Origin of the sequence: Terasakiella pusilla DSM 6293, from assembly GCF_000688235.1 — a bacterium.
Taxonomy (GTDB): domain Bacteria; phylum Pseudomonadota; class Alphaproteobacteria; order Rhodospirillales; family Terasakiellaceae; genus Terasakiella; species Terasakiella pusilla.
In genome coordinates this window covers 66473-88916 of sequence record NZ_JHYO01000002.1, presented here as the reverse complement: position 1 = coordinate 88916, position 22444 = coordinate 66473, and the positions used below count along the sequence as shown (strand labels likewise).

Sequence of the window (22444 nt, the reverse complement as noted above, 5' to 3'; positions counted from 1 at the left end):
AACTTTCACCCGGACACAAAAATGCTAAGTGAACTTTCCTATTCTGCCCTGACCGATGTCATTCTGGCCTGCTTACAAGCCTTTGCCGCCGGTTGCCTCATTCGTCCTGATGTCGTTAAAACCTCAGCCGCCGGGGTTTGGGCGCTCTCCATGTCCCTCATCGCCTTCACTTTCATGTTAGGCGCAATTGATCATGGCTTCTTCGAGCCCGTCGCCCATTGGTTACATGAGCCCTTAAAAATTACGACGCGTGCCTTAGCGGCCGTGACCTCATTTTTCATTTGCGTCACCGCTGCTTTACAATTTTTGCAAGCGCATCACAGAAAGCTCGTCTACATCGTCAGCGCCGCTGTAAATGCTGCTGTCATTCTCTCGCTCTTTCTCACCGACAATTTCTTTATCGTCATGGGGACTTATAGCGCTGCAATGCTGTTTTTATTGACCTTAAGCATTTTAGGTCTAAAAAAAGGCACAGGATCGCTTGCACTGGCCGGGGGGATTGTCATCACGTTCGTTGCGTCCTCTCTCCCCATTGTCGGGTTTGAACTCTTTTCCGGCTTCGGTATTTACGCAACCTATCACGTTGTCCTGATGCCGGCAGTTCTCTGCTTCTACCTTGGAGGGTTAAAACTGGACCGCCAAGGCCCCACACTCGTAAAATAACACGCGTCATCGCTAAGGGAAAACATGACACAGAATAATATACCAACACCCAAAGATCACGGTGTCAGCCTAGAGGAAGTCAGACGAATTCTCCCCGACGTTCGACCTGAAACCCTCGCCCAGCTCTATTCCATTATCCGTGTGTACAAATGCCCAAGCGGGACACAGCTTATTACCGAAGGGGATATGACCGCGTCGCTCTTTTACATCCGCGACGGCCATGTGGTTGTCTATCGCGAAGCCCACGACGGGCTGGAAGAACGTCAACTTGCTGGTTTAAACAGCGGGTTGGTCCTTGGTGAAATTTCTTTACTGGATGGCAAACCCCGATCCGCGTCGGCCAAGGTTGTGGAAGAAACCGAACTTATTGAATTCAACCCACAAGATATTCTGAACCTGCCGAAAGGACACGAACTCCTTGCCGACCTCCGGGGTAGTCTGGCAGCCGCTGTCACAAGCAGAATGCGCGACCAAAACGATAAATATATCGCGGCGATGGAACGCGAAATGATCGCGATTAAAGAACGCCAACAGTTTGGGCAATTCTTCCTCTACACCATGGCGGTCATGGCCATTGGCATGATCGCTAACGATATTTTATCCAAGCATATTTTAAAGGTGAATATCTATACACAGACATTTGCCTGGCAATATCTTCTCATCATTTTGGTGCCGAGCTTTTTCGTTATCCGTAAAATGAAAATTCCGTTTTCAGAACTCGGATTCACCCGGAAAGGCTTTAGAAAGTCCCTGTGGGAAGGGCTTGCGTTTTCGGTCCTTGCGATGGCGATTGTTTTCGCCCTTGCCTGGGCTATGGAAAAACTAGGGATCAAAGAGACCAATCCAGCGCCGTTTCTCCTCGGCCCCACCTTCTCGTACTTTTTCCATAGCCTCTTGCAGGAAATGATTGCGCGGGGCTTTTTGCAAACGTCCTTCCAGCGCTTTCTCGACGACAAGGGCGGCATGCGCTCCGTTGTCCTCGCCTCGGTTCTGTTTGGGGTCTTCCATTTGCACTTCGGCGTGATGGCGGTTGTGATGACAGCGATCTCCGGCATCCTGTTTGGCATGCTGTACTTACGCCACCGCAATCTGGTGGGTCCGACCCTCGTTCACTTTTTTGCGGGCGGGGCCGCGTTTTGGAGTGGCCTGCTTTAAGCAGTGCCACCCTCAACAATCTTATCTATAATCGCAGGGATTTGCCGTGAGGCGATATTCGGGCGCGCTTGCGGGGATTGCCCCCCATCAGCGATTTTATCCAGCAATCCTAATAACCCTGCCATAAAATCACGCTCGTTTTTAAAAGCGGCCCCTGCCCCACTGCGCACAACCCATTTCAACACGGGGACTTCCTGAGGCAAGGCCATTGTTTTATCCAGCAGCAGATGCTGCCCAAAATGCAATGCCTCACTCACACTGCCCGGCCCAGGTTTACCGACGAAAATATCCGTCGCCGCCAAATAACGCGGCACCTCACTTGTAAAACCCACGACCTTATGAGGAAACGGCATGTCCATTTCTTGCAGGTCACGCGCAAGGGCTTCGTTGCGACCACATAAAAATAACACCTGCACATCAGGTGACTGCTGCACCATAGCCTCCGCAAGCGCCTTCATACGCCAGCTCCCTTGCCCACCGTACAACACGCACACCACGGGCAGATCGGGGTTCAGCCCCAACCCTTCCTTAACGGCTCGTTTATCTTGCTTTCCGGCCTCCTGAAACGATGGCACCAGCAAAAGACCCTCCGTGGAAACAACCCGCCCTTTCAGGTTTTTATAGGACGAAGCCCGCTTAAACGCATCCTCTGTCCCACAAATCGCATAATAGTCATCCCCCTTTGGGAACCAGATATGGCGACCATATTCGGTCCAATCGGTGATCAAAACGGCTTTTTCAACGGATTTTTCATCTTTCACCGCCTGCTGATAATCTTTTACGGCATCAAAGATCACGCGATTGAGCATGGGGAGGACACTGATCACCAAATCCGGTTTCTGATCTTTAAAATAGTCCCCCAAGAGCTTGCGCCCTTGTCGATAAGCCAGTTTAAAGTTGAGCAAAATACCCGCGTAATAGGTCAGGCAATACAAGCCTGTTTTTCCCTCGCCAATGACCTTTTTATTATAGATATCTTCTGACGTCATCTTGGTCAGGCGTTGCCATAAATCTAAATGCGGCATCAGTTCGATATACGGATTGACCATGGTCACGCGATAACGTCCCGTTTCTTCCAAGACCTCTTTCAAAGACTCCGCGGCCTTAAGGTGGCCTCCGCCTGCCATCGTGTAGATTACGGTAATATGCTTGCGCTTTGTCATCAAGATACCTTGTTTTGCTTTTTTTGGGGGAGGGTTAAGCCTGTAACACGTCGACAATAGATTTACACACATTTGCCCAGTCAAAACGCTGACGGGCTTTATGCGGGTCTTCAGGCAAAGTTGCCAGTGCTGTCTTCAGGGCATGTTCAATGCCGCTGTCATTCTGATAGACATGCACGTTTGGCAAATCATAAAAAGGCGTGTTCGCCGGACAATCGGGGATCACCACATGACGCCCCGCAACCAACGCTTCGGCTGTTGTAGTACATAACACTTCCGAAAGCGAGGGGTTAAAGAACACCCGATAAGGCTCAATATCCAGCCATGGGCTATAAGACGGCCCTTTAAAGGTAACGGGCGCCTTCAGGGCATGCGCTCTGTCTTCCATCGCCTTCTGGTCCGGACCTTCCCCAAAAATATCAATGGGTACGTCTAATTGATGCGCGCAATCAATCACCACATCAACCGCTTTATCCCAGACCAGACGCCCCATAAAATATACCCCATGCTGGGTTGGCAGGACTGCCGGAACCGATTTGAAACTATCCAGCACGCCCGTGACCTGTTGGCGAATGACCGGATGGTTCAGCCCCTCCAGATCAATGGCCGGTGAAAGGGGGGCAATCACATCACTATATTTACGCATCAATTTTTTATGCCGCCATTCGACAATCGCCGCGAACGCCGCGCGATCCGGTCGTTTGGGTTTGCGAATATAAAAGCCGAAATTGGTCATCACAATGCCCAAAATCTTTTCCGTTTCAAGCTTGCGCCTAGGGGTTATGCACGGAATCCACGCCATATGTTCTGGCTCTTCCACCACATAATAGCGCGATTTTGGGGCGGCCTTATACGGATCACTTGTCACAAAAATGCTAAAGGTCGTCTTTGAAAACACGCCGCGGAAAAAGAAAATATCCGGCAGAGGCGGCACCCCCATATGTAGGGCCTCCTGCCTGATCCAGTCTTCCTGTTCTTGTGGGGTTTTAAAGCGTTCCTCCCCCCACAACCGGATCTGCGAGGTACGATCCAGCCATGGTAGCCCCAACGCTGTCTTATGACCTAGGCGTGCAAAACCACCGGCATGCCACACACAAAACATCGACGGCCCCGTACGCCATGGCAAGGCCGCCGTCGATAAAACCGTAATGTCATAGTCATACGCCTGAGACTGGCTCGATACCTCAGACCCTGTCATACAAGAACCCCATTTTCCACTGACCATAAAAAATTTAAACAAACGGTTGTACTCGACCTTAAATCTATTTTATCTTCCTCTGCAATAATTTAAATCTATTGAATAATTTAAAACTACGCCGAACACACTAAAAGTTGATAACTTTTATAACCATAGGCCATTATGATAGATAAGAGCTTTTTTAGAGCTGACCCATACACGTATTTCCGTGATTTATTCATCTCCCTCCTCCTCTTTCTTACAGGTTTTGTCGGTGCTGCACACACCACAGGGGGATTGTCTATTGCCTGCTATTTTGTCTGCGTGATCGGACTTCATCGCGCCGGTGTCTTTGGGCATGAGTTGACCCACAGACCCAATGATAAAACCATGCGCCCTTTTTATTGGTTCTGGAACATGACCATTGGCTGTATGATCATGGTGCCGTCCGCCCGTTTTTTTCAACCGCACAAAATCCACCATAAAAACGGCACCTTCAGAACGAAAGATGACCCGCAATATCTGCTGGTGCGTAGTGATGGTAAGGTCGCCTTTTTTGTCCAGATCGTCCTGCCCTTCATCACCCCCTTGTTTGGATTGTTCCAAACCATTGTCGCCAGTATTGGCGGCATGAAACTGGAAGACGCTGTCGATAAATTCTCACGCGAGAAGCTCAATTTTTCCACAGGAACACCGATCCCCGAAAAAATGCGCGAAGAGGTCGTTTGGCTATCACGCTTATCCTTTCTCTACTTTTGCGCACTGGTGATCTTTCTGCCGCAATTCGTCGTGTTTTACTATGCCGTGCTTGTCGGGGCTTGGTTTTTGATCGTGTTGCGCATCCCGTTAGAACATGAGTTGGAAAGACATGCCGAAAGCTCCAACCAAGCCGATCAAATGTATGACAGCTTTAGTGTGGAAACACCCTTTGCCGCAATCATCCAACCCATCGGCTTTCGCTATCATACCGCCCATCACATGTATCCGGGTGTGCCCTACCATAATCTGCCCGGTCTGCATCAGCATTTAAAAGCAACCATCCCCGCCTATAGCAATTCAATTGTCAGCTATTGGGACCTGATTAAAGGCCCCGGCTATCAAAAACCAAATGACCTCACCCAAAAACAAACAGAAGAGACACAAGAGGAAACTCAATGAAAAATGCCATTAAGGAAATCGCACAGGCCATGCATAAGGCCGACCCCGAAAGCAGCTTTGCCGTTCGTTTTTGGGATGATGCCCTCTATCAGATCGGTGACACCCCTGCCTTTACCTTATGGTTTAAGGAAAAAGAGGCCGCTTCACGTACACTAGCCGATGGTTTTCTCGGCTTTGGCGAAGGCTACACCACCAAAGGCATTGAAGTTGAAGGCGATTTACAATTGCTCTTCAAGCTCGGTTTTCTGGTTGGGTATACAAAACATAAAATGTCCCTTGGGGCCAAAGCACGTATTCTGATCAACTATTTCCTGAACCAGAATACCCTGACAGGGTCACGCAAAAACATCAGCCACCACTATGATGTGGGCAACGATTTTTACGAACGGATCCTCGGCCCGACCATGGCCTATACCTGCGCCTATTACAAAAAAGACGACAACACACTGGAAGAAGCGCAAAATAACAAGTTCGATCTCATCTGCCGTAAACTCAGACTGCAAGAAGGTGAAAGCCTGATTGATATCGGCTGCGGCTGGGCCAGCCTGTTGATTTATGCCGCGCAAAACTACGGCATCCACGGTGTCGGGGTCACCTTATCCAAAGAACAATATGAATATGGCAAAAGTAAAATCGAACGTTTGGGCCTGCAGGACCGTATTCGCGTCGAGCTTAAAGACTACCGCGATGTGGAAGAGCAATTTGACAAAGTTGTCTCTGTCGGCATGTTGGAGCATGTAGGCTTAAAGTTCCTGCCCGTCTTCTTTAAAAAGGTGAAGCAAATTCTCAAACCCGGATCACTTGCCATGATCCATATGATGGGCAATGACGAACTTCATGACGCCGACCCCTGGACCGAGAAATACATGTTCCCCGGCGGTCAAATCCTTGATCTCACCAACATGATTGCCGGAATTTGTAACGAGAAAATGAATGTCATCGACGTTGACAACCTGCGCCTCAACTACGAACAGACCATTTTCCATTGGCTGGATAACTTCACCGCCAATATCGACTGGATCACCGAACATTATGGGGAAGAACTGGCGCGCAGCTATTATCTATACTTCCACGTCAGTGCCGCCTCTTTCCGATATGGCGACAACAGACTGTTCCACATTCTGTTTTCAAACGGACTCAACAACGATATGCCGCTGACACGAGAATATATGTACGACTAACCACAGGCTGACGCGTTATAGGGATTTTTTATGCCAAGCGAGCGCCGTCTCGATAATTTGGTCAACCGAACTATAACGCGCCTCCCATTTCAGGTCGGTTTGCGCCCGTACCGGTGATGCAAAAAGCGCAGGCACGTCACCGTCGCTTTTTGCCACAAACGCATGGGGGACAGCTGTGCCGGTATATTTTTCCACGGCCCGAAGGATCTCAAGAACAGACGTCCCCTTCCCGGTCCCCAGATTATAAACGCCGGACGCCCCCTCCTGGTCAAGGTAGGTCATCGCGGCGATATGGGCTGCGGCCAAATCTTTTACATGGATATAATCTCTAATCGCTGTGCCATCCGCTGTCTCAAAATCAGAGCCATAAACTTCTAAGGCCGGACCAAGGCCGAGGGCAGCTTGAATAGTGCGGGGAATAATATGGGTTTCCGGATCATGGCTTTCCCCCACCTCCCCTTCAGGATCAGCACCTGCTGCATTAAAATAACGCAGCGCAACCCACTTCAACCCCGTAACCGCCGCTAAATCTTTAATCGCTGTTTCCACAAACTGTTTGGATCGCCCATAAGGAGAAGCAGGCAATTGTGGTGCGCTCTCATCAATGGGGAGGGTCGGACAGTCGCCATAAACCGCACAAGTCGATGAAAAGACGATCTGCGTCACCCCATGACGCTGCATGGCTTCTAAAAGACGCAAAGACCCAATGCAGTTATTGGTATAATATTTCATCGGATCCACAACAGATTCCCGCACATACGAACTTGCTGCAAAATGCATGACACAGTCAGGCTCATAGGTCGCAAACGCGCGATCAAGATCATCGGGATTGGTAATATCGCCTTCACACAACGGTCCCCATTTGACGAAGTCGCGATGCCCTGTACTCAGATTGTCAAACGTAACGGGGATATGCCCGGCTTGATCCAAGGCCTTACAAACATGACTACCGATATAACCGGCACCACCTGTTACGAGAACTTTTTTTGATAAACCCATATTTTTCAACTTACTTTGAGCTTTGATGTAAAATGAAACTGACGATCAAGCGCATGGCCTATGATCCCCGGCCAATATCGGATGGGGTGGCGTTTTTCAACCTCAATCAACCCGACCTCGTCATACAAAGATTTCCATTGCTGCGACGATAGAAAATTATAGGGCATAGGAACCCCGGTCCCCGCGTTCCCGGTCCAATCCAAAAAGGTGAGAACCCCATGATCCCATCGGCTATCGGCGATATGATCTTTCACAATCACCCATTTTTTTGCCACCCGACAGGCTTCCATCAAAAGACATCTCGGATCGTCCGTATGGTGCAACATATCCACACAAAAGACCGCATCAAACGACTTATCGGGAAAAGGTAATTGCTCTCCATCATACGGGGTCACAGAGATCGGACATTCCGGCTGAACAACCACATCGACGCCTTGGATCTTCCACAAGGGATTATCCGCCATCAGACGCTCGGCCAACAGCCCATGACCACAGCCCACATCTAAAATGGATAAAGCGGGATCGTCCAAGACACCTTTAATCGCCTCGACGATCCCATTTTGCCGCAAAGCGTCTGTTTTGGAAATCAAGTATCTCAGCATGCGGCCTCAACTTTTCAACGAAAAACATCTTTGCCGGATACTATACTAAATTGTGTTTTGATTTCTAGGGACTTCTTAGAAAGATGCCCCTCAAGGTTTTTCTTGTGGCAGTTGATCAACCGGGTCAAACACCAAGACAAGCCGCGTCTCTCCCGTCCCTTCGATGGGTGGGGATCGGTGCTTTAAGGTGGAGGTTGGCGTATTGGGCCAATGTCTCCCCCGCATCAGCAAAGGGGCCCCGGTCGGCACATGAAATGTCTCCTCAGGTGCCGCGCCCTCATGGGCATATCCATACTGGGTTCCCCGCCCGCGATAAGTACAGATCATCCGCGCTGTCAGATAATCAATATGGAATTTTTTACAGGCATTTGTTGTCACCACATCCAAGCGGAGACGCAGGTATGGCGCAGATGTCAGCGCAACAAAGGTGCCCGCAAGGCCAACCACATCCTCTATCCACCTCTGTCTTTGCGGGCAGCCCTGGTGTGCCGGACGCGTCGCAAACCTCTTCCACGGTTGGCCGGATATCGTCGGGCCGGATAATCACGCGCGCTTTTGGCAAGTGCGCTGTGCTTAACTGATCAAGCCAGTTTTGCACCGCTGGGTCCAGTGCACGTTGCCAGATGACTGCGGGACAGTCCGGCGCCTTAATCTCAGCAAACCCGTCCAAACGATCGGTGATATGAACGCAAGGGACAGAACAGGCCCTCTCTTTTCCCATATAGACCATGATCAACCTTCTTATACGTTGCTGTAGAGTTTTTCTGGGGAGATCACGACGTCTTCAACCACGTCCATCTTCCCCTCACGTTCCGCCCAGGAAAAACAACTGCGCCGCCCTGTGTGACAGGCCACACCCGTTTGATCGACTTTCACAAGGATCACATCAGCATCACAGTCCGTGCGCAGATCAATCACTTGCTGCTGTTGACCGGAACTTTCTCCCTTGCGCCACAGTTTCTGCCGCGAACGCGAGAAATAGCACACCCGCCCCGTCTCGATCGTCTCTGCCACCGCCTCCTCATTCATCCAGGCGACCATCAAAACTTCTCCCGTATCATGTTGCTGCGCAATCGCAGGGATCAATCCCTCACTGTTAAAACGAAGGGATGAAAGAAAGTCCGGCGATCCTTCAGACGACATATTCATACTAAAATCCTACTTTAAAGATTAGCTCGCTAAGCATTGTTATATTATAACATATCAATAAAATGCAAGAATGAACCTTAGAAATTTGGTCCCTGCGCACAAAAAAAGCCTCGCCAAAGCAAGACCTTTTCTGAAACTTGAAAAAGGTTTTGAAACCTTAGTCACAAGCTGCCGTAATGATGATTTCAACCATCAAGGCTTCGTGGGGAAGTCGTGGCAAACATCTTGTGCGGTGAAGAAAACCGGATCGACATCAGCCAGCTTGGTGCAAGTCGGTTTTAAGAAGAACACATGAACTTATTTACAAGTGTAAGCACCATCTACGTCACCGCCCGCCTCAGCAGAAGCCACCATTTTCTCTAGTTCATTAGCTACAAGCCTATGAAGTTTAGAGGACGGATGCGCATCCATAAAATTAGCGACACGTTCACTTGTCTTTAGAGACAGCGCGGCATGAGATACATCGTAGAACCAATCTCCTTTTTGACAAAACGTTTGATAAAGCCCATCTAATTTCTCTACATACAACTTGGCCGAATTCAAAATCTCTGTTTCATTGTGGAGGAAAGGAAAAACAACAAAGATCACTTTACTATTGTGCGACTGAATGACCCTCATAAGGTCTTTGATCTGACGTTTATGTTTCTCAAATAGACCATCATCCATATAAGCGTTCCTCAACGCCTCTCTGTAACAAGAGCCAAACTCTTTCTGCAAAAATATCGTATCCACCAAGCTATAGATATAACTAAACTTGATAATAAAATTACTCACGGACGTTCGACTGAAACGACAATGGCTTGTATCTAAGAAATCTTCTATGTCATTGCCAAAATATTGAAAAATGAGGACGTCAGGCTGTTGCCCGAAGCTATCAATAAATCGCATATAATTTTGCTTCTCGCGAGAGGTGGACGCACCGTTCTGCCCCAAATTAATCACATTATACCTATCCCCTAAAGTTTTTCTGAGGCGGTATGTATAAGTTTCCTCGAAATGGACTCCGTGTCCTGCAGTAAATGAATCCCCTAACGAAACCAAAAGTTTTTTACTGGGATCAATAGCTACATTGTCGTCGCGGTAACCTTGCTGATTAACAGGATGCCAATATTCAGCATGCCAGGCTGTCCCTATCCCTGCCCCGTTACTCGTTGAAAAGGGGGGGGATCAAACGTAAAATAATTTCAACAATAACAAGAGCAACTATAATGCTGCATATTACATATAAAATAGCGTTTTTGAGATTAACCCAATTCATAGAACGGACCACATTTATTTTTTAATCAAAAAAGATACAATTTGAGTAACCGCTATAACACTTTACAAAGCTTAAACAAAGCATTGATTGCGCCCTTCCATTTGCAATCTTTAATTGATAATTAAAGCATATTGATCAAGTTAAAAGATCATAGATACAGCTATGCAGATTGTTGCAAAGAACGTCTGAGTACAACGGTCATATCGGGTCGTTACACATCGACATCCTTGAGCTTCCCAAACCATATTCTTTAGGAGCATCCCGACATTGAAGGCCACGTTTCAATACATGAATAATTCCAGAGATCACACGTTGATCAGCCAAACGAGGAACACTGTGGGATTAAAGAAAGATAGGACTGAATACGTTTGAGTTACGCGTCACTCAGTCAAAAATGATCATTCATCAACAGGTCCTCCTGAGAGAAATGAATAACAACTAAGGCTATGTATGCCAAAAAATTAAAGGGCCCTGAGGCTAGTCTTTTTACTTGATAACACCCTACCGCCTCCTCTAAAGTAGTGCATCTAGTTGGTCAAAAACACCCCTCCCCCCTCCTCTTATGGCCTGTTCTTTCTAAATCCCCTGCAGGAGATAAAATATATGAGTGATATTCGTTCGCTTCCCTATTGGGTCGGGCATTTTTTGGCGGTTGCCTCCACTGTTGTTGGGGTCTATCTGGCGGCTGTGGTCGGTTTTGATGTAGCTGTCAAACTGACGTTGGTGGAATCTGATCGCGGGACATACTACCTCGCTGAATCGATGCATCAGGAGCTGGAATTCAACGCCGCAAACATGCAAAAATACATCGATAAAGTCGAGGGGAAGCCTTACGTTTACAAGGAACATTTGGCAGGCATTAAGTTGAATGACTATGTCTTTCAAGCTTCCAAATATACGGACTCGGTTTTTGAGATCGACCCCACTTTACTGTCGCAGATCTCCACATTTTACTTTGCCGTGGGCAATGCCATTCAGGCGTATTATGATAGCAACATGGCATCACCCGCCAACGTCATGGCTGTTGTAAAACGCGAAACAAAAAAGCTGCAGGAGCAAGGCACACTGGATCGTTTGGCCGCTTACAACGCTGTCCTCACTGAGAACTTGAAAAAGCAAGGGATCAACGTCGCACAACCGACATATTAAAGTCACGCAGGGCGGACCTCTCCTGAGAACCCGCCCTCATTGCCCTGAAATCGGTGACATCTGGGGTAAAACACTGCGAAAAAATGCATATTATGTTTTTCAGTTATTCCGATAAGCGCTTGCATGTGGTATCTTCTTCGCACGCGCAGCATTTTATTTGTTTGTACTGAAACATGCCTTTACTTTTCGCACCTCTACGAAAACATATCAGCCTGAAGTGTTTTTTGAACAAGGCTTGCGTAGCCACCACCTACGCTTTGGCTTTGGTCCTGTGCGCCGTCTCTTTGCCTGCGACTGCCGCTAATGATCTGACAGAAGTGACACTCGCTGCTGAAAACAGCTGGCCGCCTTTTTCAAAAGCAGACGGAACCGGCCTGTCCAACCAAATCGTGCGGGAGGCATATAAAAGCCAAGGGATCGAGGTAAAATACGTTGTTGCCCCTTACGCCCGTCAATTAATTGCCACGCAAAACGGTACCTACGTTGGTGTCTTTAACGTAACCAAACAACCTTCGACAGAACGCAATTTTCTCTTTTGTAAAGAACGCCTGTTCAAAGCCACCACGGCCTATTACATCCATGAAGATAAGCCCTTAACGGCACAAAACTTCAAAAACCTAAATTCTGGTGAAAGGGTTGGCCTTATTATTGGCTATGAATATGGCCCCTATATCCTGTCAAACCTTGGTGTTGAAAAATACGCCGTCTCCAACCAAACCGCCTTGATCAGAATGTTGCTGGTCGGGCGGCTAGATACCATCATCATGTTTGACGCCATTGCCCAATACACACTTCCCACCATTCCCGGCAGCCATAAAATCAAGCGCGCTTTTGACGGGGAACATAGCGATATTTATGTCGCCTTTAGCAAACGGCATAAGGACGCGCCTTATTTTTGCGAAAAGCTGGATCAGGGGCTAAAAACCCTCAAAGAAAGCGGGCGTCTGCAAGAAATACTGGGGCAGCAGGCGATACCCTGACAGTCTTTGAGGCAACGGGAGTTCATGTCTGAAATAGATAGGTGAAGACGGTCCACGCCGCACAATGCGGGAGCTACACTCCCTCCTTATTCTTATCGAGCCTTCAACGTCAAAAGCTCTTTATAAATCATCGGAGAAAACTTTTTCGCACCGAAACAATTCAAGTGGTCATCATGCCGCCGATGGTCGCGCGGTTGCTGGTGGATAGTTCCGGTGCGAAAAATAACCCATGGGATTTCACAAACGCGTTGAGCTGATCTTTCACCACCCCGCTTTGCACCCGAACCCAGCGTTCATCGGGGTTGAATTCCAGGATTTGGTTCATGTGGCGTGACAGGTCAACAATGATCCCGTCACTTAAGGATTGCCCGTTTGTCCCCGTGCCGCCCCCACGCGGGGCCACGACCACGCGACGAAAGCGCGGGTCTCCCAACAGGGTACAGAGCTTGACCACATCATCACGATGACGGGGATAGACAACGGCCTGCGGTTGGCGCTGATAAATACTATTGTCCGTACTTAACACCACCCGATCTGCATAGTCTGTGTGGATCTGTCCTTCAAACCCGCTGTGTTTCAGCCCCTTGAGAAAGTCCACATAAGCCTGTTCCAGACTTGGTGCCTCAGCAATCCTTGGGATCATTGTCTTTCCCCATCCTTGGATGTTGGTTAGTCGTTGAGGATCAGGTCAGAGGCTTTTTCCGCCACCATCATCACCGCTGCTTGCGTGTTACCCGATACCATCTTTGGCATGACGGAGGCATCAACGATGCGCAAGCCGTCCAACCCTTTGACCTTCAGCTTAGTATCTACAACCGCTTGATCATCCGTGCCCATACGACAGGTGGCAATCGGGTGATAAATCGTCTGACCATTGCCGCGGGCAAAGTCCAACCATTCGTCATCACTTTGCACGTTTTTACCGGGGCAAAGTTCATAGTCCACAAAATGCGACATTTTGGACGCCCGGACGATGTCACGCGCCATTTTCATACCCTCCACTATGGAGCGACGATCTTCTTCCACAGACAAAAAGTTCGGCTTAATCGCCGGCATCATGTCAGGGCGTGGGGATTGAATGTGGATACTGCCTTGCGATTCAGGGCGCAATTGGGTCACCCCAATGGTCATGCCCGGTGCTTTATCCAATTTGCGCTCTGCGGCATTGGCGTAACTTGCATGGACAAAAAAGTACTGCACATCCGGTGTCTTAAATACGGGCTTGGTTTTCACAAACCCATGCACCAATCCTGTGCCCAGTGTCAAAATCCCTTTCTTCTGGGTATAGTATTTGGCAACTTCAAGGCCCAGACGCCAGCCACGCGCCATTTCGTTTAACGTCACCGTATTTTTGACACGCCAGTTCATACGGGTGGCAAAATGGTCGATATAGTTTTCACCAACGCGGGCCAGATCATGTTTGACCTCAATCCCGTGGGATTTTAGCAAGTCAGGCGAACCGATGCCTGACAGTTCCAACAACTGCGGGGTCTGGATAGCGCCCGCGGCCATGATCACTTCTTTGTTGGCTTTAACCGATTTACGCTGACCATTTTGCAGATAGGTCACGCCGACGCATTTTTTACCTTCAATATCAAGGTCTTGCACAAGTGCATGGGTTTCCACACGCAGGTTTGTCCGTTTACGCGCAGGTTTCAGGTAACCATCAACCACGCTCCAACGCTTGCCGCCTTTCATGGCGGTTTGATAATAGCCGAAACCGCTTTGATCGCCGTTATTGTAATCAGGATTAATCGGATGCCCGCGTTCTTTCGCAGCCTCTAAAAAGGCAGAAGATACCGGGAAGCGTTCATGGACCAGATCAATGTTCATCGGGCCTTTTTTGCCACGACCCTGCGCGCCATCGCTGAAAGTTTCCAGCTTTTGGAAATATGGTTCAACGTCTTTAAACCCCCAGCCCACTGCGCCCATATCCTGCCAAGCGTCATAATCTTCGCGTTGCCCCCACGCGTAAATCATGCCGTTGATCAGTGTAGAGCCGCCCAGACCTTTACCTCTGGGGACCGCAATTTCACGGTTTTTGGTGTTTTCTTCCGGTGCGACCTTAAAGTTCCAATTGTACTTTTTATTGGTCAATAGCTTGCTAAATCCAGCCGGAATGGAAATCCACATGCTGCGCGGTTCCCCACCCGCTTCCAGCAACAGGACCTTATATTTACCACAGGCTGTTAGTCGGTTTGCGAGGATACATCCCGCCGTCCCGCCCCCGACAATAACATAATCATAAGTGTTCATTTTAAACTCAAAACCTTAAAGGTTGTATTTCTTATAAAAACAGTCCCTGATCCCCCCTTCACCTCCCCAATCATGAGGTAAAGGGGGGACATGTCAGACTATTTCAACTTGGTCTTAATAAACTTGGCTTCCAGATATTCAAGGATACCCAGACTACCGCCTTCACGACCAAAACCACTTTCCTTCACGCCGCCAAACGGCATTTCCGCTGAGGCCAACAAGACTTCGTTGACGCCGACCATACCGGCTTCAAGATCTTCTGCCGCACGTGTGGAGGTGCTGAGATCGTCGGAGAACAGATACGCCGCCAAGCCATAAGGCAGGCCATTGGCACGTTCCATCACCTCGTCATAGTCACTAAACTTAGTGATCGGTGCGATCGGGGCGAACGGTTCTTCCGTCATAATGCGCGCGTCATCCGGTACATCTGCCAACACTGTTGGTTCCAGATAAAAACCTGTGTCTTTATCTGCTGGGCGCTTGCCGCCTGCCAAGACACGTGCGCCTTTCGATACCGCATCTTCGATCAAAGACAACGCACTTTCCAGACCGCGTTTATTCACCATCGGGCCAATGTTTGCGACCCCTTCGGCCCCATTGCCCAGCACAAGGCTGTTTGCATAGTCGGCAAAGGCTTTGGTAAAGGCATCATACTGGCTTTCATGGACATAAAAACGTGTCGGGGACACGCAGACCTGACCGCAGTTTCTAAACTTGGACGCCGCAACCGTCTTGGCTGCTTCAGCACCATCAGCATCCGCAAAGACCACCACGGGGGCATGACCACCCAGTTCCATGGACACTTTTTTGATGCCGTCTGCTGCCATATGCAACAAGAGTTTACCAACGTTGGTTGAACCGGTCAGGGACACTTTTTTGGTAATATCGGACTTCACCAAGGCTTCGGACAGGAAGCTGGATTGACCTGTCAAAACATTGACCGCGCCCTTATCCACGCCCGCATCCAAACAAGCTTGCGCAATCGCAAGGCAAGACCCCGGCGCTTCACTGGCTGGTTTAATGACGATGGAACAACCTGCTGCCAAGGCTGCCGCAATTTTACGCGCAGGCAACAAAGCCGGGAAGTTCCATGCAGAAAAGGCCGCAACCACACCAACCGGCTGATAGATGACTTTCATGCGGGTGTTTTGGTCACGTCCTTCGATCGTCTGACCATAGATGCGCATGGTTTCGCCGCTATACCATTCAAACTGATCAGCCGCCGCGTTCATTTCTGCAACAGACTCAGCCAGCGGCTTGCCTGTTTCGTGAGACATCATCAAACCGATTTCTTGAGCACGTTCGCGCAACAGATCACCTGCTTTGCGCAGTTTCTGGGACCGCACCCACGGGTTTTCATGACGCCAGATTTTAAAGGCCGCTTGGGCACTATTAAGGGCGGCATCAACTTCTGCCTGATTGGCTTTTGGCAATTGGCCGATGACTTGTTCGGTTGCCGGGCTGATCACATCCAGTGTTTCACCACTTGCACTTTGCGCCCAGACACCATCGATAAGTAAGCCATAATTTTTATACATGAATTTTGTCCTGTTTTTTATTTAATTTGAGAGAATGAAGTCAGCCATTTGCTTGCACTGGCACTTCAACATATGTTCCCCGAAATGGATTTTGCGGCCCTGATCCTGTGCGGTTTGCAACAGGCGGGTCATTTGCGGTTTCATGATGATCTCCGCCACTGTGTCACAGTTTGCAATCACGCTTTCTTCAACGGGTAGTGGATCATTTTCATCCATCCCCAAAGATGTCGCGTTCACCAGCAGATCAAACTGCCCTTCTGGCCTAGACACAGCCTCTGCCTTCAAATCCGGGAAGCTGGCTTGCAGGCGGTTGATCAAATCCTGCGGTTTGCTGATGGTGCGGTTGGCGATGGTCAGATGCTTGATGCCATATTTTGCAAAAGCATAAGCAATGGCAGATCCTGCCCCGCCTGCCCCGACCAACAACACAGACATGTCTTTGGGATCAATGCCTTGGCTGAGCAATCCAGCCAGAAACCCTTCACCATCAAGGATATCGCCCTTAAAGGTACCGTTGGCTGTCTTGGTCACCACATTGACCGCACCGACGATCTGGGCGGCTTCGCTGATCTCGTCACACAATCCGGCGACCGTCGTTTTGTGCGGGACCGTCACCACCATGCCTTCAAAGTTTTTAATCGCTTTCAGGCTGGACCAGACACCGGACAGATCGTCCGCGCTGACATGGACGGGGACCATCAAGGTGTCGCTGCCCAATTCTTCAAAAATAGGATTGACCATTTGCGGGGTCTTCACCTGTTTGATCGGGTCCGCAATAATGGCGGCGATCTTTGTATTTCCTGTAATCATAAAAGACTCACAAATTTAAATGTCTAAAGCTTGGCGATGTCGGGCTGGTGCCGTTAGGTCATCAACCAACCGCCAGCCACATCCACGACCTGACCCGTAATAAAGGCACTTTCATCACTGGTCAGATAGCACGCCATGTGGGCCACTTCTTCCGGGGCACCCAGTCTGCCAAGGGCGGTGTTATCCACGGCTTGCTGATTAACTTCCGGGGCAACCATTTTCAGCATCGGGGTTTCAATACGTCCCGGTGCCAAGGCATTGACCGTGATGCCGTACTGGCCCAGCTCCCCTGCCAAATGGCGGGTAAAGCCGATCAAGGCGGCCTTGGTTGCACTATAATGGGCAGCAACAAGCGGCAGATAGGCTTTGGCGGCAACGGAAGACATATTGATGATGCGGCCAAACTTGTTTTCAACCATGGACGGACTTGCCAAACGCGCGAGGTTAAATGCACCGTTTAAGTTGACATCCACCACACCCGTCCATTCTTTCGGGTCCATCTTCCAGATCGGCATGGGCAGACCGTCCGTTTTGGGCGAAATGCCCGCATTGTTGATCAAGGTATCAATCGGCCCGACTTCAGCGACCAAGGCGTTATAGGCTTGTTCACATTGGTCAAAATCCGCGACATTTGCCGTTGCCCAGGCAACGCTATAGCCTTTGGCGCGCAGCTCTTCGGCTTTGCTTTTGACTTGGGCTTCGTTGATATCCAGCAGGGCGACGGTGGCACCGGCTTGGCAAAACCTTTCGGTAATTGCCGCGCCGATGCCGTTACCTGCGCCACTGACAAGGACCACACGGCCCTTATGTGTCAATTGGCTCATGGCTTTACCTTCAGCATAATTTTGCCGATATGGGTGCTGCTTTCCATCAATTCATGGGCGGCAATCACGTCATCAAACTCAAAGGATTTATAAATGACCGGCTTTGCTTTCCCTGCCTGCAATAACGGGAAGACCTGTTCTTGCAAGGTTTCTGCAATCTGCTGCTTTTCCCCATCCGGTCGTGCCCGCAGCGTGGAGCCCGTAAAGGTCAACCGCTTCAACATAATCGGTGTGGCATCAATTTCCGTGACACTGCCATGCAGGAAGGCAATTTGCACAAGGCGACCTTCAAGGGCAAGGGAAGCAATGTTCTTTTGCAGATACAGCGCCCCGACCATATCAAGGATCAGGTTGACGCCTTTGCCATCGGTTTCTTGGGCAATAACCTCTTGGAAATCCTGCGTCTTGTAATTGATGGCCAAATCAGCGCCATACTTTTTACAAGCCGCCGCCTTTTCGTCGTTGCCGACTGTTGTATAGACGGTTGCGCCAAACTGTTTGGCAAGCTGGATCGCTGTCAAACCAATGCCGCTGGACCCGCCATGGATCAGGATGGTTTCGCCTTTTTGCAGACGCCCTCTTTCAAAAACGTTGGTCCATACGGTGAAATAGTTTTCCGGCACGGCTGCGGCTTCCAGCAAGGACAGGCCAGCGGGAATGGGCAAGCAATGCCCCGCAGGCACAGCGACAAATTCCGCATAGCCACCCCCCGGCGTCAAGGCACAGACCTGATCGCCGACCTTCACATTTGTAACCGGACCTTCAACAGCAACCACGGTGCCCGATACTTCCAGTCCCAGATAGGGGCTGGCGTTTGGCGGCGGCGGATAACTGCCGCTGCGTTGTAAAATGTCGGGGCGGTTCACGCCAGCATAAGCCACTTCGATCAGAACTTCACCAGCACGCAAGACCGGCTTGTCGGTCTCTTTGATCCGGAGGCAGTCTGCACCGCCCCCAGTCCCATAATCAATATAACGCATAAAACTTTCCTTCCTTTAAAGGCCCAGATAAGCGCGCTTGACATGCGGATCATCCAGCAATTGCTCGCCCGTGCCATCAACCACGACTTCGCCGTTTTCCAACACATAGCCACGGTCCGCCAAGCGCAGGGTGTGACCGATGTTTTGTTCCACGATCAAGACGGTTGTGCCGGATTGCACGATGCTGCGGATGATGTCGAAGACTTGCGACACCAACAGCGGGGACAAGCCCAAAGACGGCTCATCAAACATCAACAGTTTCGGCTGGGACATCAGGCCACGACCGATGGCAACCATCTGTTGCTCCCCACCGGAAAGCTGGCTGGCATATTGCCCCAGACGTTCGCGCACCCGCGGGAACAGTTCCAGAACTTCTTCCAGTCGTTTTTCCGCATCTTTACGGGCCGTCTTTTTATAGGCGCCCATCAACAGGTTATCGCGCACCGTGATGAACGGGAAAAGCTGACGCCCTTCCGGCACCAAGGTAATGCCACGGTCTACGATTTCATGGGGTTGCAGACCGTTGATCTGCTGCCCCTGAAACTCGATGGACCCACTTGTCAACGGGATCAACCCACACAGGCTGCGCAAAGAGGTCGTTTTACCGGCCCCGTTTGCCCCAACGATGGTGACCACTTCACCTTCTTTGACTTCAAGGGAGACATTGCGCAGGATTTCTGCACCACCATAGCCGGCTGACACATTGTTAAACTTAAGCATGGCTGTACTCCTTCCCAAGATAAGCCTCGATCACCTGAGGGTCCTTGACGACTTTTTCCGGTTCACCTTCGATCAACAAAGAGCCGGAGTTGATCACAGCCACATGGTCAGACAGGCTCATGGTTGCTTGCATGATATGTTCAATCATCAAGATGCTGACGCCTGTGTCACGGATACGACGGATAATCTCAATCGCTTTGGTAATGTCAGACGGGTTAAGACCAGCCAACACTTCATCCAGCAACAAGATACGCGGGCGGGTTGCCAAGGCACGCGCCATTTCCAGACGCTTCATGCCGCCAACGGTCAGATCACGTGCAACCTTGTCCAATTGGTCCGTCAAATCGGTCAATTGGGCCACTTCGGCAGCGATGGCGCGGGCTTCCACATGATCATCGGTGTTCATAAAGGCACCGATCATGATGTTTTCACGCACGGACAAATCCGCAAACGGCTGAACAATCTGGAACGTGCGACCAATGCCTGCTTTGGCAAATTCCGCTGGTGACTTGGGCGTTACCCATTCCCCGTAGGATGTACGGATACGTACGGACCCGCTGGTCGGCTTCAAGAAACCGGACAGTTGGTTGAAGACCGTTGTTTTACCTGCACCGTTCGGGCCGATAACCCCGATGATCTCGCCTTCTTTCAAGGTCAGGGAGACATCGTTTGTCGCATGAACACCGCCAAAATATTTGTGCAGATGTTCTGCAACCAGGATCGGTTGACCCAAGGTTTCACTTTGAACATGCGTCAGAGTCGAAGTACTGGGCTGGACCGTTTCCGGCTCTTTATATCCCGGCAGGCGGTTGATCAAAGCCCCTACACGGGCGCCAAACTGACCGACCAGACCACGCGGGATCGTCAGAACCACGATGACCAGAACCACACCATAAACAAAACCGTGGAACCCATCTGCAAAGTCACCCAACCAGCCACGGGCCAATTCAGCCAACGGCAGGACAAGAACCGTCCCGATCACCGGACCGGAGATTGTCCCCAGACCACCGATCAAAGCAAACATGGCGATCTGAATAGACAGTTCCAGCGAGAAAACGGCACCCGGTTCAATGAAGGTAAAGTACATGGCATGGAAGCTACCGACCGTACTGGTCAGGAAAGCGGAGATAATCACCGCAGCCAACTTCACACGCACGGCATTTACGCCCACAGCCAAGGCTGCATCTTCACGTTCACGTACCGCAATCAAATAGTAGCCAAGGCGGGAGTTTTTGATCTTCCACGACACGAACAGCGCCGCCGACAACAAACCGAAGGAGATCACAAGGTACGGCCAACGCTCCCGGAAGACCATCCATTCAACACCTTGCTGCAACGGAACAGCCAAGCCCGCAGACCCGCCTGTCAGGCCATGCTGGTTGATGACCAACAGACGCACAACTTCCAAAACAGCGATGGAGGCCAGCGCAAAGAACGGACCACGCAGACGGAAGCAAGGCCAGCTGACAAACACAGAGATAACAGACGCCAGCAACGCACCGGCAACCATGCCGATCCACGGGGAGATCCCGAAGTTGATCATCAACAGGGTCGCTGTGTAAGACCCCACCCCATAATAAACGGCGTGACCAAGGGAAAGCTGACCGGCAAAACCACCGACCACGTTCCACGCACTTGCCAAGGCAGCGTAACTAAAGACAAGGATAAAGATGTGATAGACGAAGGGTGATCCGGCGACGACCGGGAAAACCAGCATTAAAAGAAGTAAGAGAAGACTTACATAGTTTTGCGGTTGTGTAATGTTCATGACTTATCCCTTACTCTGAACCGCGACCGGCACCAAACAAACCTGTTGGGCGGAAAATCAAAATCGCAATAAATATCGAGAAGTAAACGACCTCTTTGAGGTCAGGCGCGATGTAGTAGCCAGCCAGACTATCGACAACACCGATAATCAGCGCACCAAGAAAAGCCCCGTGCAAGCTACCCAGACCACCCAGAACAACGATGATAAAGGCCGTCAATACAAAGAAAGTCCCAACGGTCGGAAAGACCGGATATTGCGGCGCCATCAAACCACCGGCAAGACCAAGACACCCAGCACCCAGACCAAAGGCGATGATATAAATTTTCTTTACATCCACCCCCATCAGCAAAGCTGCATCACGATGCTGCGCCGTTGCGCGGATCGCACGCCCAAGGAAGGTGTATTTCAAGAACCAATCCAGCGCACCGATCAACAGAATGGAAACGATAAAGGTCATCAACTGCCCGTTATTGATCGTCAGGGACCCGATAGAAGTCATTCCGGTACCAACGACGGCCGAGGACATATCAACCGAATACACGTCTGCACCAAAGACCATCAGGCCTGCATTCATCAAAGCCGTTGAAACGCCAACCGTTGCGAAAATTTGAATTTCATCAGACGCGCTCAACAAAGGCTGGATAATGTAGCGCTGCATCACAGCACCAAGCGCGAACATGAGAAAGAACATCGGCAGCATCGCGACATAAGGATGCAACCCGAATTGCAGGTTCATCAAATAGACGCCGTACATCGCAATCATCAAAAATTCACCGTGGGCAAAGTTGACAACGCGGACAATACCGAAAATTAACGTCAAGCCGATACTGATGATGGCAAACGTACCACCAAGCATAAGCCCGTTTATAAGTAACTGGAGAAAGATTTCCATAAGTCTGTCACCTGATAGATTG

General features: G+C 50.0%; 21 protein-coding genes and 2 pseudogenes. 6 read left to right on the top strand and 17 right to left on the bottom strand.

The genetic code is table 11. The features are described 5' to 3' along the window. Positions 1-21 precede the first annotated feature (21 nt). Together Q397_RS0101775 and Q397_RS0101770 are read left to right on the top strand one after the other, a co-directional pair. On the top strand, positions 22-663 hold the full coding sequence (locus tag Q397_RS0101775) for a DUF6962 family protein (RefSeq protein ID WP_038012612.1): 642 nt from the start codon (positions 22-24) through the stop codon (positions 661-663). 24 nt (positions 664-687) lie between these two features. Then, positions 688-1818: a CPBP family glutamic-type intramembrane protease gene (locus tag Q397_RS0101770; RefSeq protein WP_028877957.1), complete on the top strand. Its 1131-nt coding sequence runs from the start codon at positions 688-690 to the stop codon at positions 1816-1818. Here Q397_RS0101770 and Q397_RS0101765 read toward each other — a convergent pair. Together Q397_RS0101765 and Q397_RS0101760 are read right to left on the bottom strand one after the other, a co-directional pair. Beyond that, entirely contained in the window at positions 1815-2981 is a 1167-nt protein-coding gene (locus tag Q397_RS0101765) for a glycosyltransferase (protein ID WP_028877956.1), read from the bottom strand. The genes Q397_RS0101770 and Q397_RS0101765 overlap by 4 nt on opposite strands. Positions 2982-3015: 34 nt before the next feature. Further along, entirely contained in the window at positions 3016-4179 is a 1164-nt protein-coding gene (locus tag Q397_RS0101760; protein WP_169737952.1) for a glycosyltransferase, read from the bottom strand. Positions 4180-4455: 276 nt separating this feature from the next. Between Q397_RS0101760 and Q397_RS0101755 the strand changes: the two genes are divergently transcribed. After that, on the top strand, positions 4456-5316 hold the full coding sequence (locus Q397_RS0101755) for a fatty acid desaturase family protein (protein WP_028877954.1): 861 nt from the start codon (positions 4456-4458) through the stop codon (positions 5314-5316). After that, positions 5313-6497, top strand: a complete 1185-nt coding sequence (locus tag Q397_RS0101750) for a class I SAM-dependent methyltransferase (protein ID WP_038012610.1) — start codon at positions 5313-5315, stop codon at positions 6495-6497. Before Q397_RS0101755 ends, Q397_RS0101750 begins: the two co-directional genes overlap by 4 nt. Before the next feature lie 15 nt (positions 6498-6512). Here Q397_RS0101750 and galE read toward each other — a convergent pair whose 3' ends face one another. The 6 genes and pseudogenes from galE to Q397_RS25540 form a co-directional block, all read right to left on the bottom strand. Then, positions 6513-7496, bottom strand: a complete 984-nt coding sequence (galE, locus tag Q397_RS0101745) for a UDP-glucose 4-epimerase GalE (RefSeq protein ID WP_038012609.1) — start codon at positions 7494-7496, stop codon at positions 6513-6515. 5 nt (positions 7497-7501) lie between these two features. Continuing rightward, positions 7502-8098: a class I SAM-dependent methyltransferase gene (locus Q397_RS20565; protein ID WP_051609607.1), complete on the bottom strand. Its 597-nt coding sequence runs from the start codon at positions 8096-8098 to the stop codon at positions 7502-7504. Positions 8099-8188: 90 nt separating this feature from the next. Then, positions 8189-8819: pseudogene (locus tag Q397_RS25340) on the bottom strand (DUF1826 domain-containing protein). 20 nt (positions 8820-8839) lie between these two features. After that, a complete protein-coding gene (gene hisI, locus Q397_RS0101730; RefSeq protein WP_028877951.1) occupies positions 8840-9241 on the bottom strand; it encodes a phosphoribosyl-AMP cyclohydrolase in 402 nt (133 codons plus the stop codon). Positions 9242-9544: 303 nt separating this feature from the next. Beyond that, positions 9545-10288 (bottom strand): SGNH/GDSL hydrolase family protein, encoded by a 744-nt coding sequence (locus tag Q397_RS0101720; RefSeq protein ID WP_169737951.1) that lies wholly within the window; start codon positions 10286-10288, stop codon positions 9545-9547. 457 nt (positions 10289-10745) lie between these two features. Then, positions 10746-10832 (bottom strand): annotated as a pseudogene (locus Q397_RS25540) (IS5/IS1182 family transposase); the annotation flags it as partial. A gap of 276 nt (positions 10833-11108) precedes the next feature. Here Q397_RS25540 and Q397_RS0101715 point away from each other — a divergent pair. Together Q397_RS0101715 and Q397_RS20555 are read left to right on the top strand one after the other, a co-directional pair. Beyond that, positions 11109-11654 carry a hypothetical protein gene (locus Q397_RS0101715; RefSeq protein ID WP_028877948.1) on the top strand — a complete coding sequence of 182 codons (546 nt, stop codon included), beginning with the start codon at positions 11109-11111 and terminating at the stop codon, positions 11652-11654. A 224-nt stretch (positions 11655-11878) separates the two neighbouring features. Continuing rightward, on the top strand, positions 11879-12634 hold the full coding sequence (locus Q397_RS20555; protein ID WP_169737950.1) for a substrate-binding periplasmic protein: 756 nt from the start codon (positions 11879-11881) through the stop codon (positions 12632-12634). 160 nt (positions 12635-12794) lie between these two features. On the opposite strand, the gene Q397_RS0101705 is transcribed toward Q397_RS20555, so the two are convergent. The 9 genes from Q397_RS0101705 to Q397_RS0101665 all read right to left on the bottom strand — a co-directional run bounded on the left by Q397_RS0101705 (position 12795) and on the right by Q397_RS0101665 (position 22422). Next, entirely contained in the window at positions 12795-13277 is a 483-nt protein-coding gene (locus Q397_RS0101705; RefSeq protein WP_028877947.1) for an FAD-binding oxidoreductase, read from the bottom strand. A gap of 26 nt (positions 13278-13303) precedes the next feature. Continuing rightward, positions 13304-14890, bottom strand: a complete 1587-nt coding sequence (locus Q397_RS0101700; RefSeq protein ID WP_028877946.1) for a GMC family oxidoreductase — start codon at positions 14888-14890, stop codon at positions 13304-13306. A 98-nt stretch (positions 14891-14988) separates the two neighbouring features. After that, positions 14989-16428, bottom strand: coding sequence for an NAD-dependent succinate-semialdehyde dehydrogenase (locus Q397_RS0101695; protein WP_028877945.1), 1440 nt, complete (start codon positions 16426-16428; stop codon positions 14989-14991). Between the two features lie 21 nt (positions 16429-16449). After that, positions 16450-17238: a shikimate dehydrogenase family protein gene (locus Q397_RS0101690; protein WP_028877944.1), complete on the bottom strand. Its 789-nt coding sequence runs from the start codon at positions 17236-17238 to the stop codon at positions 16450-16452. A gap of 53 nt (positions 17239-17291) precedes the next feature. Continuing rightward, a complete protein-coding gene (locus Q397_RS0101685) occupies positions 17292-18062 on the bottom strand; it encodes an SDR family oxidoreductase (protein WP_028877943.1) in 771 nt (256 codons plus the stop codon). Then, positions 18059-19042 (bottom strand): NAD(P)H-quinone oxidoreductase, encoded by a 984-nt coding sequence (locus Q397_RS0101680; RefSeq protein ID WP_028877942.1) that lies wholly within the window; start codon positions 19040-19042, stop codon positions 18059-18061. Before Q397_RS0101680 ends, Q397_RS0101685 begins: the two co-directional genes overlap by 4 nt. A 15-nt stretch (positions 19043-19057) precedes the next feature. Then, on the bottom strand, positions 19058-19762 hold the full coding sequence (locus Q397_RS0101675) for an ABC transporter ATP-binding protein (protein ID WP_028877941.1): 705 nt from the start codon (positions 19760-19762) through the stop codon (positions 19058-19060). Then, positions 19755-21530 carry a branched-chain amino acid ABC transporter ATP-binding protein/permease gene (locus Q397_RS0101670; protein WP_028877940.1) on the bottom strand — a complete coding sequence of 592 codons (1776 nt, stop codon included), beginning with the start codon at positions 21528-21530 and terminating at the stop codon, positions 19755-19757. The genes Q397_RS0101675 and Q397_RS0101670 overlap by 8 nt, the downstream gene beginning before the upstream one ends. Positions 21531-21540: 10 nt before the next feature. Beyond that, entirely contained in the window at positions 21541-22422 is an 882-nt protein-coding gene (locus tag Q397_RS0101665; RefSeq protein WP_028877939.1) for a branched-chain amino acid ABC transporter permease, read from the bottom strand. Positions 22423-22444: the final 22 nt, after the last annotated feature.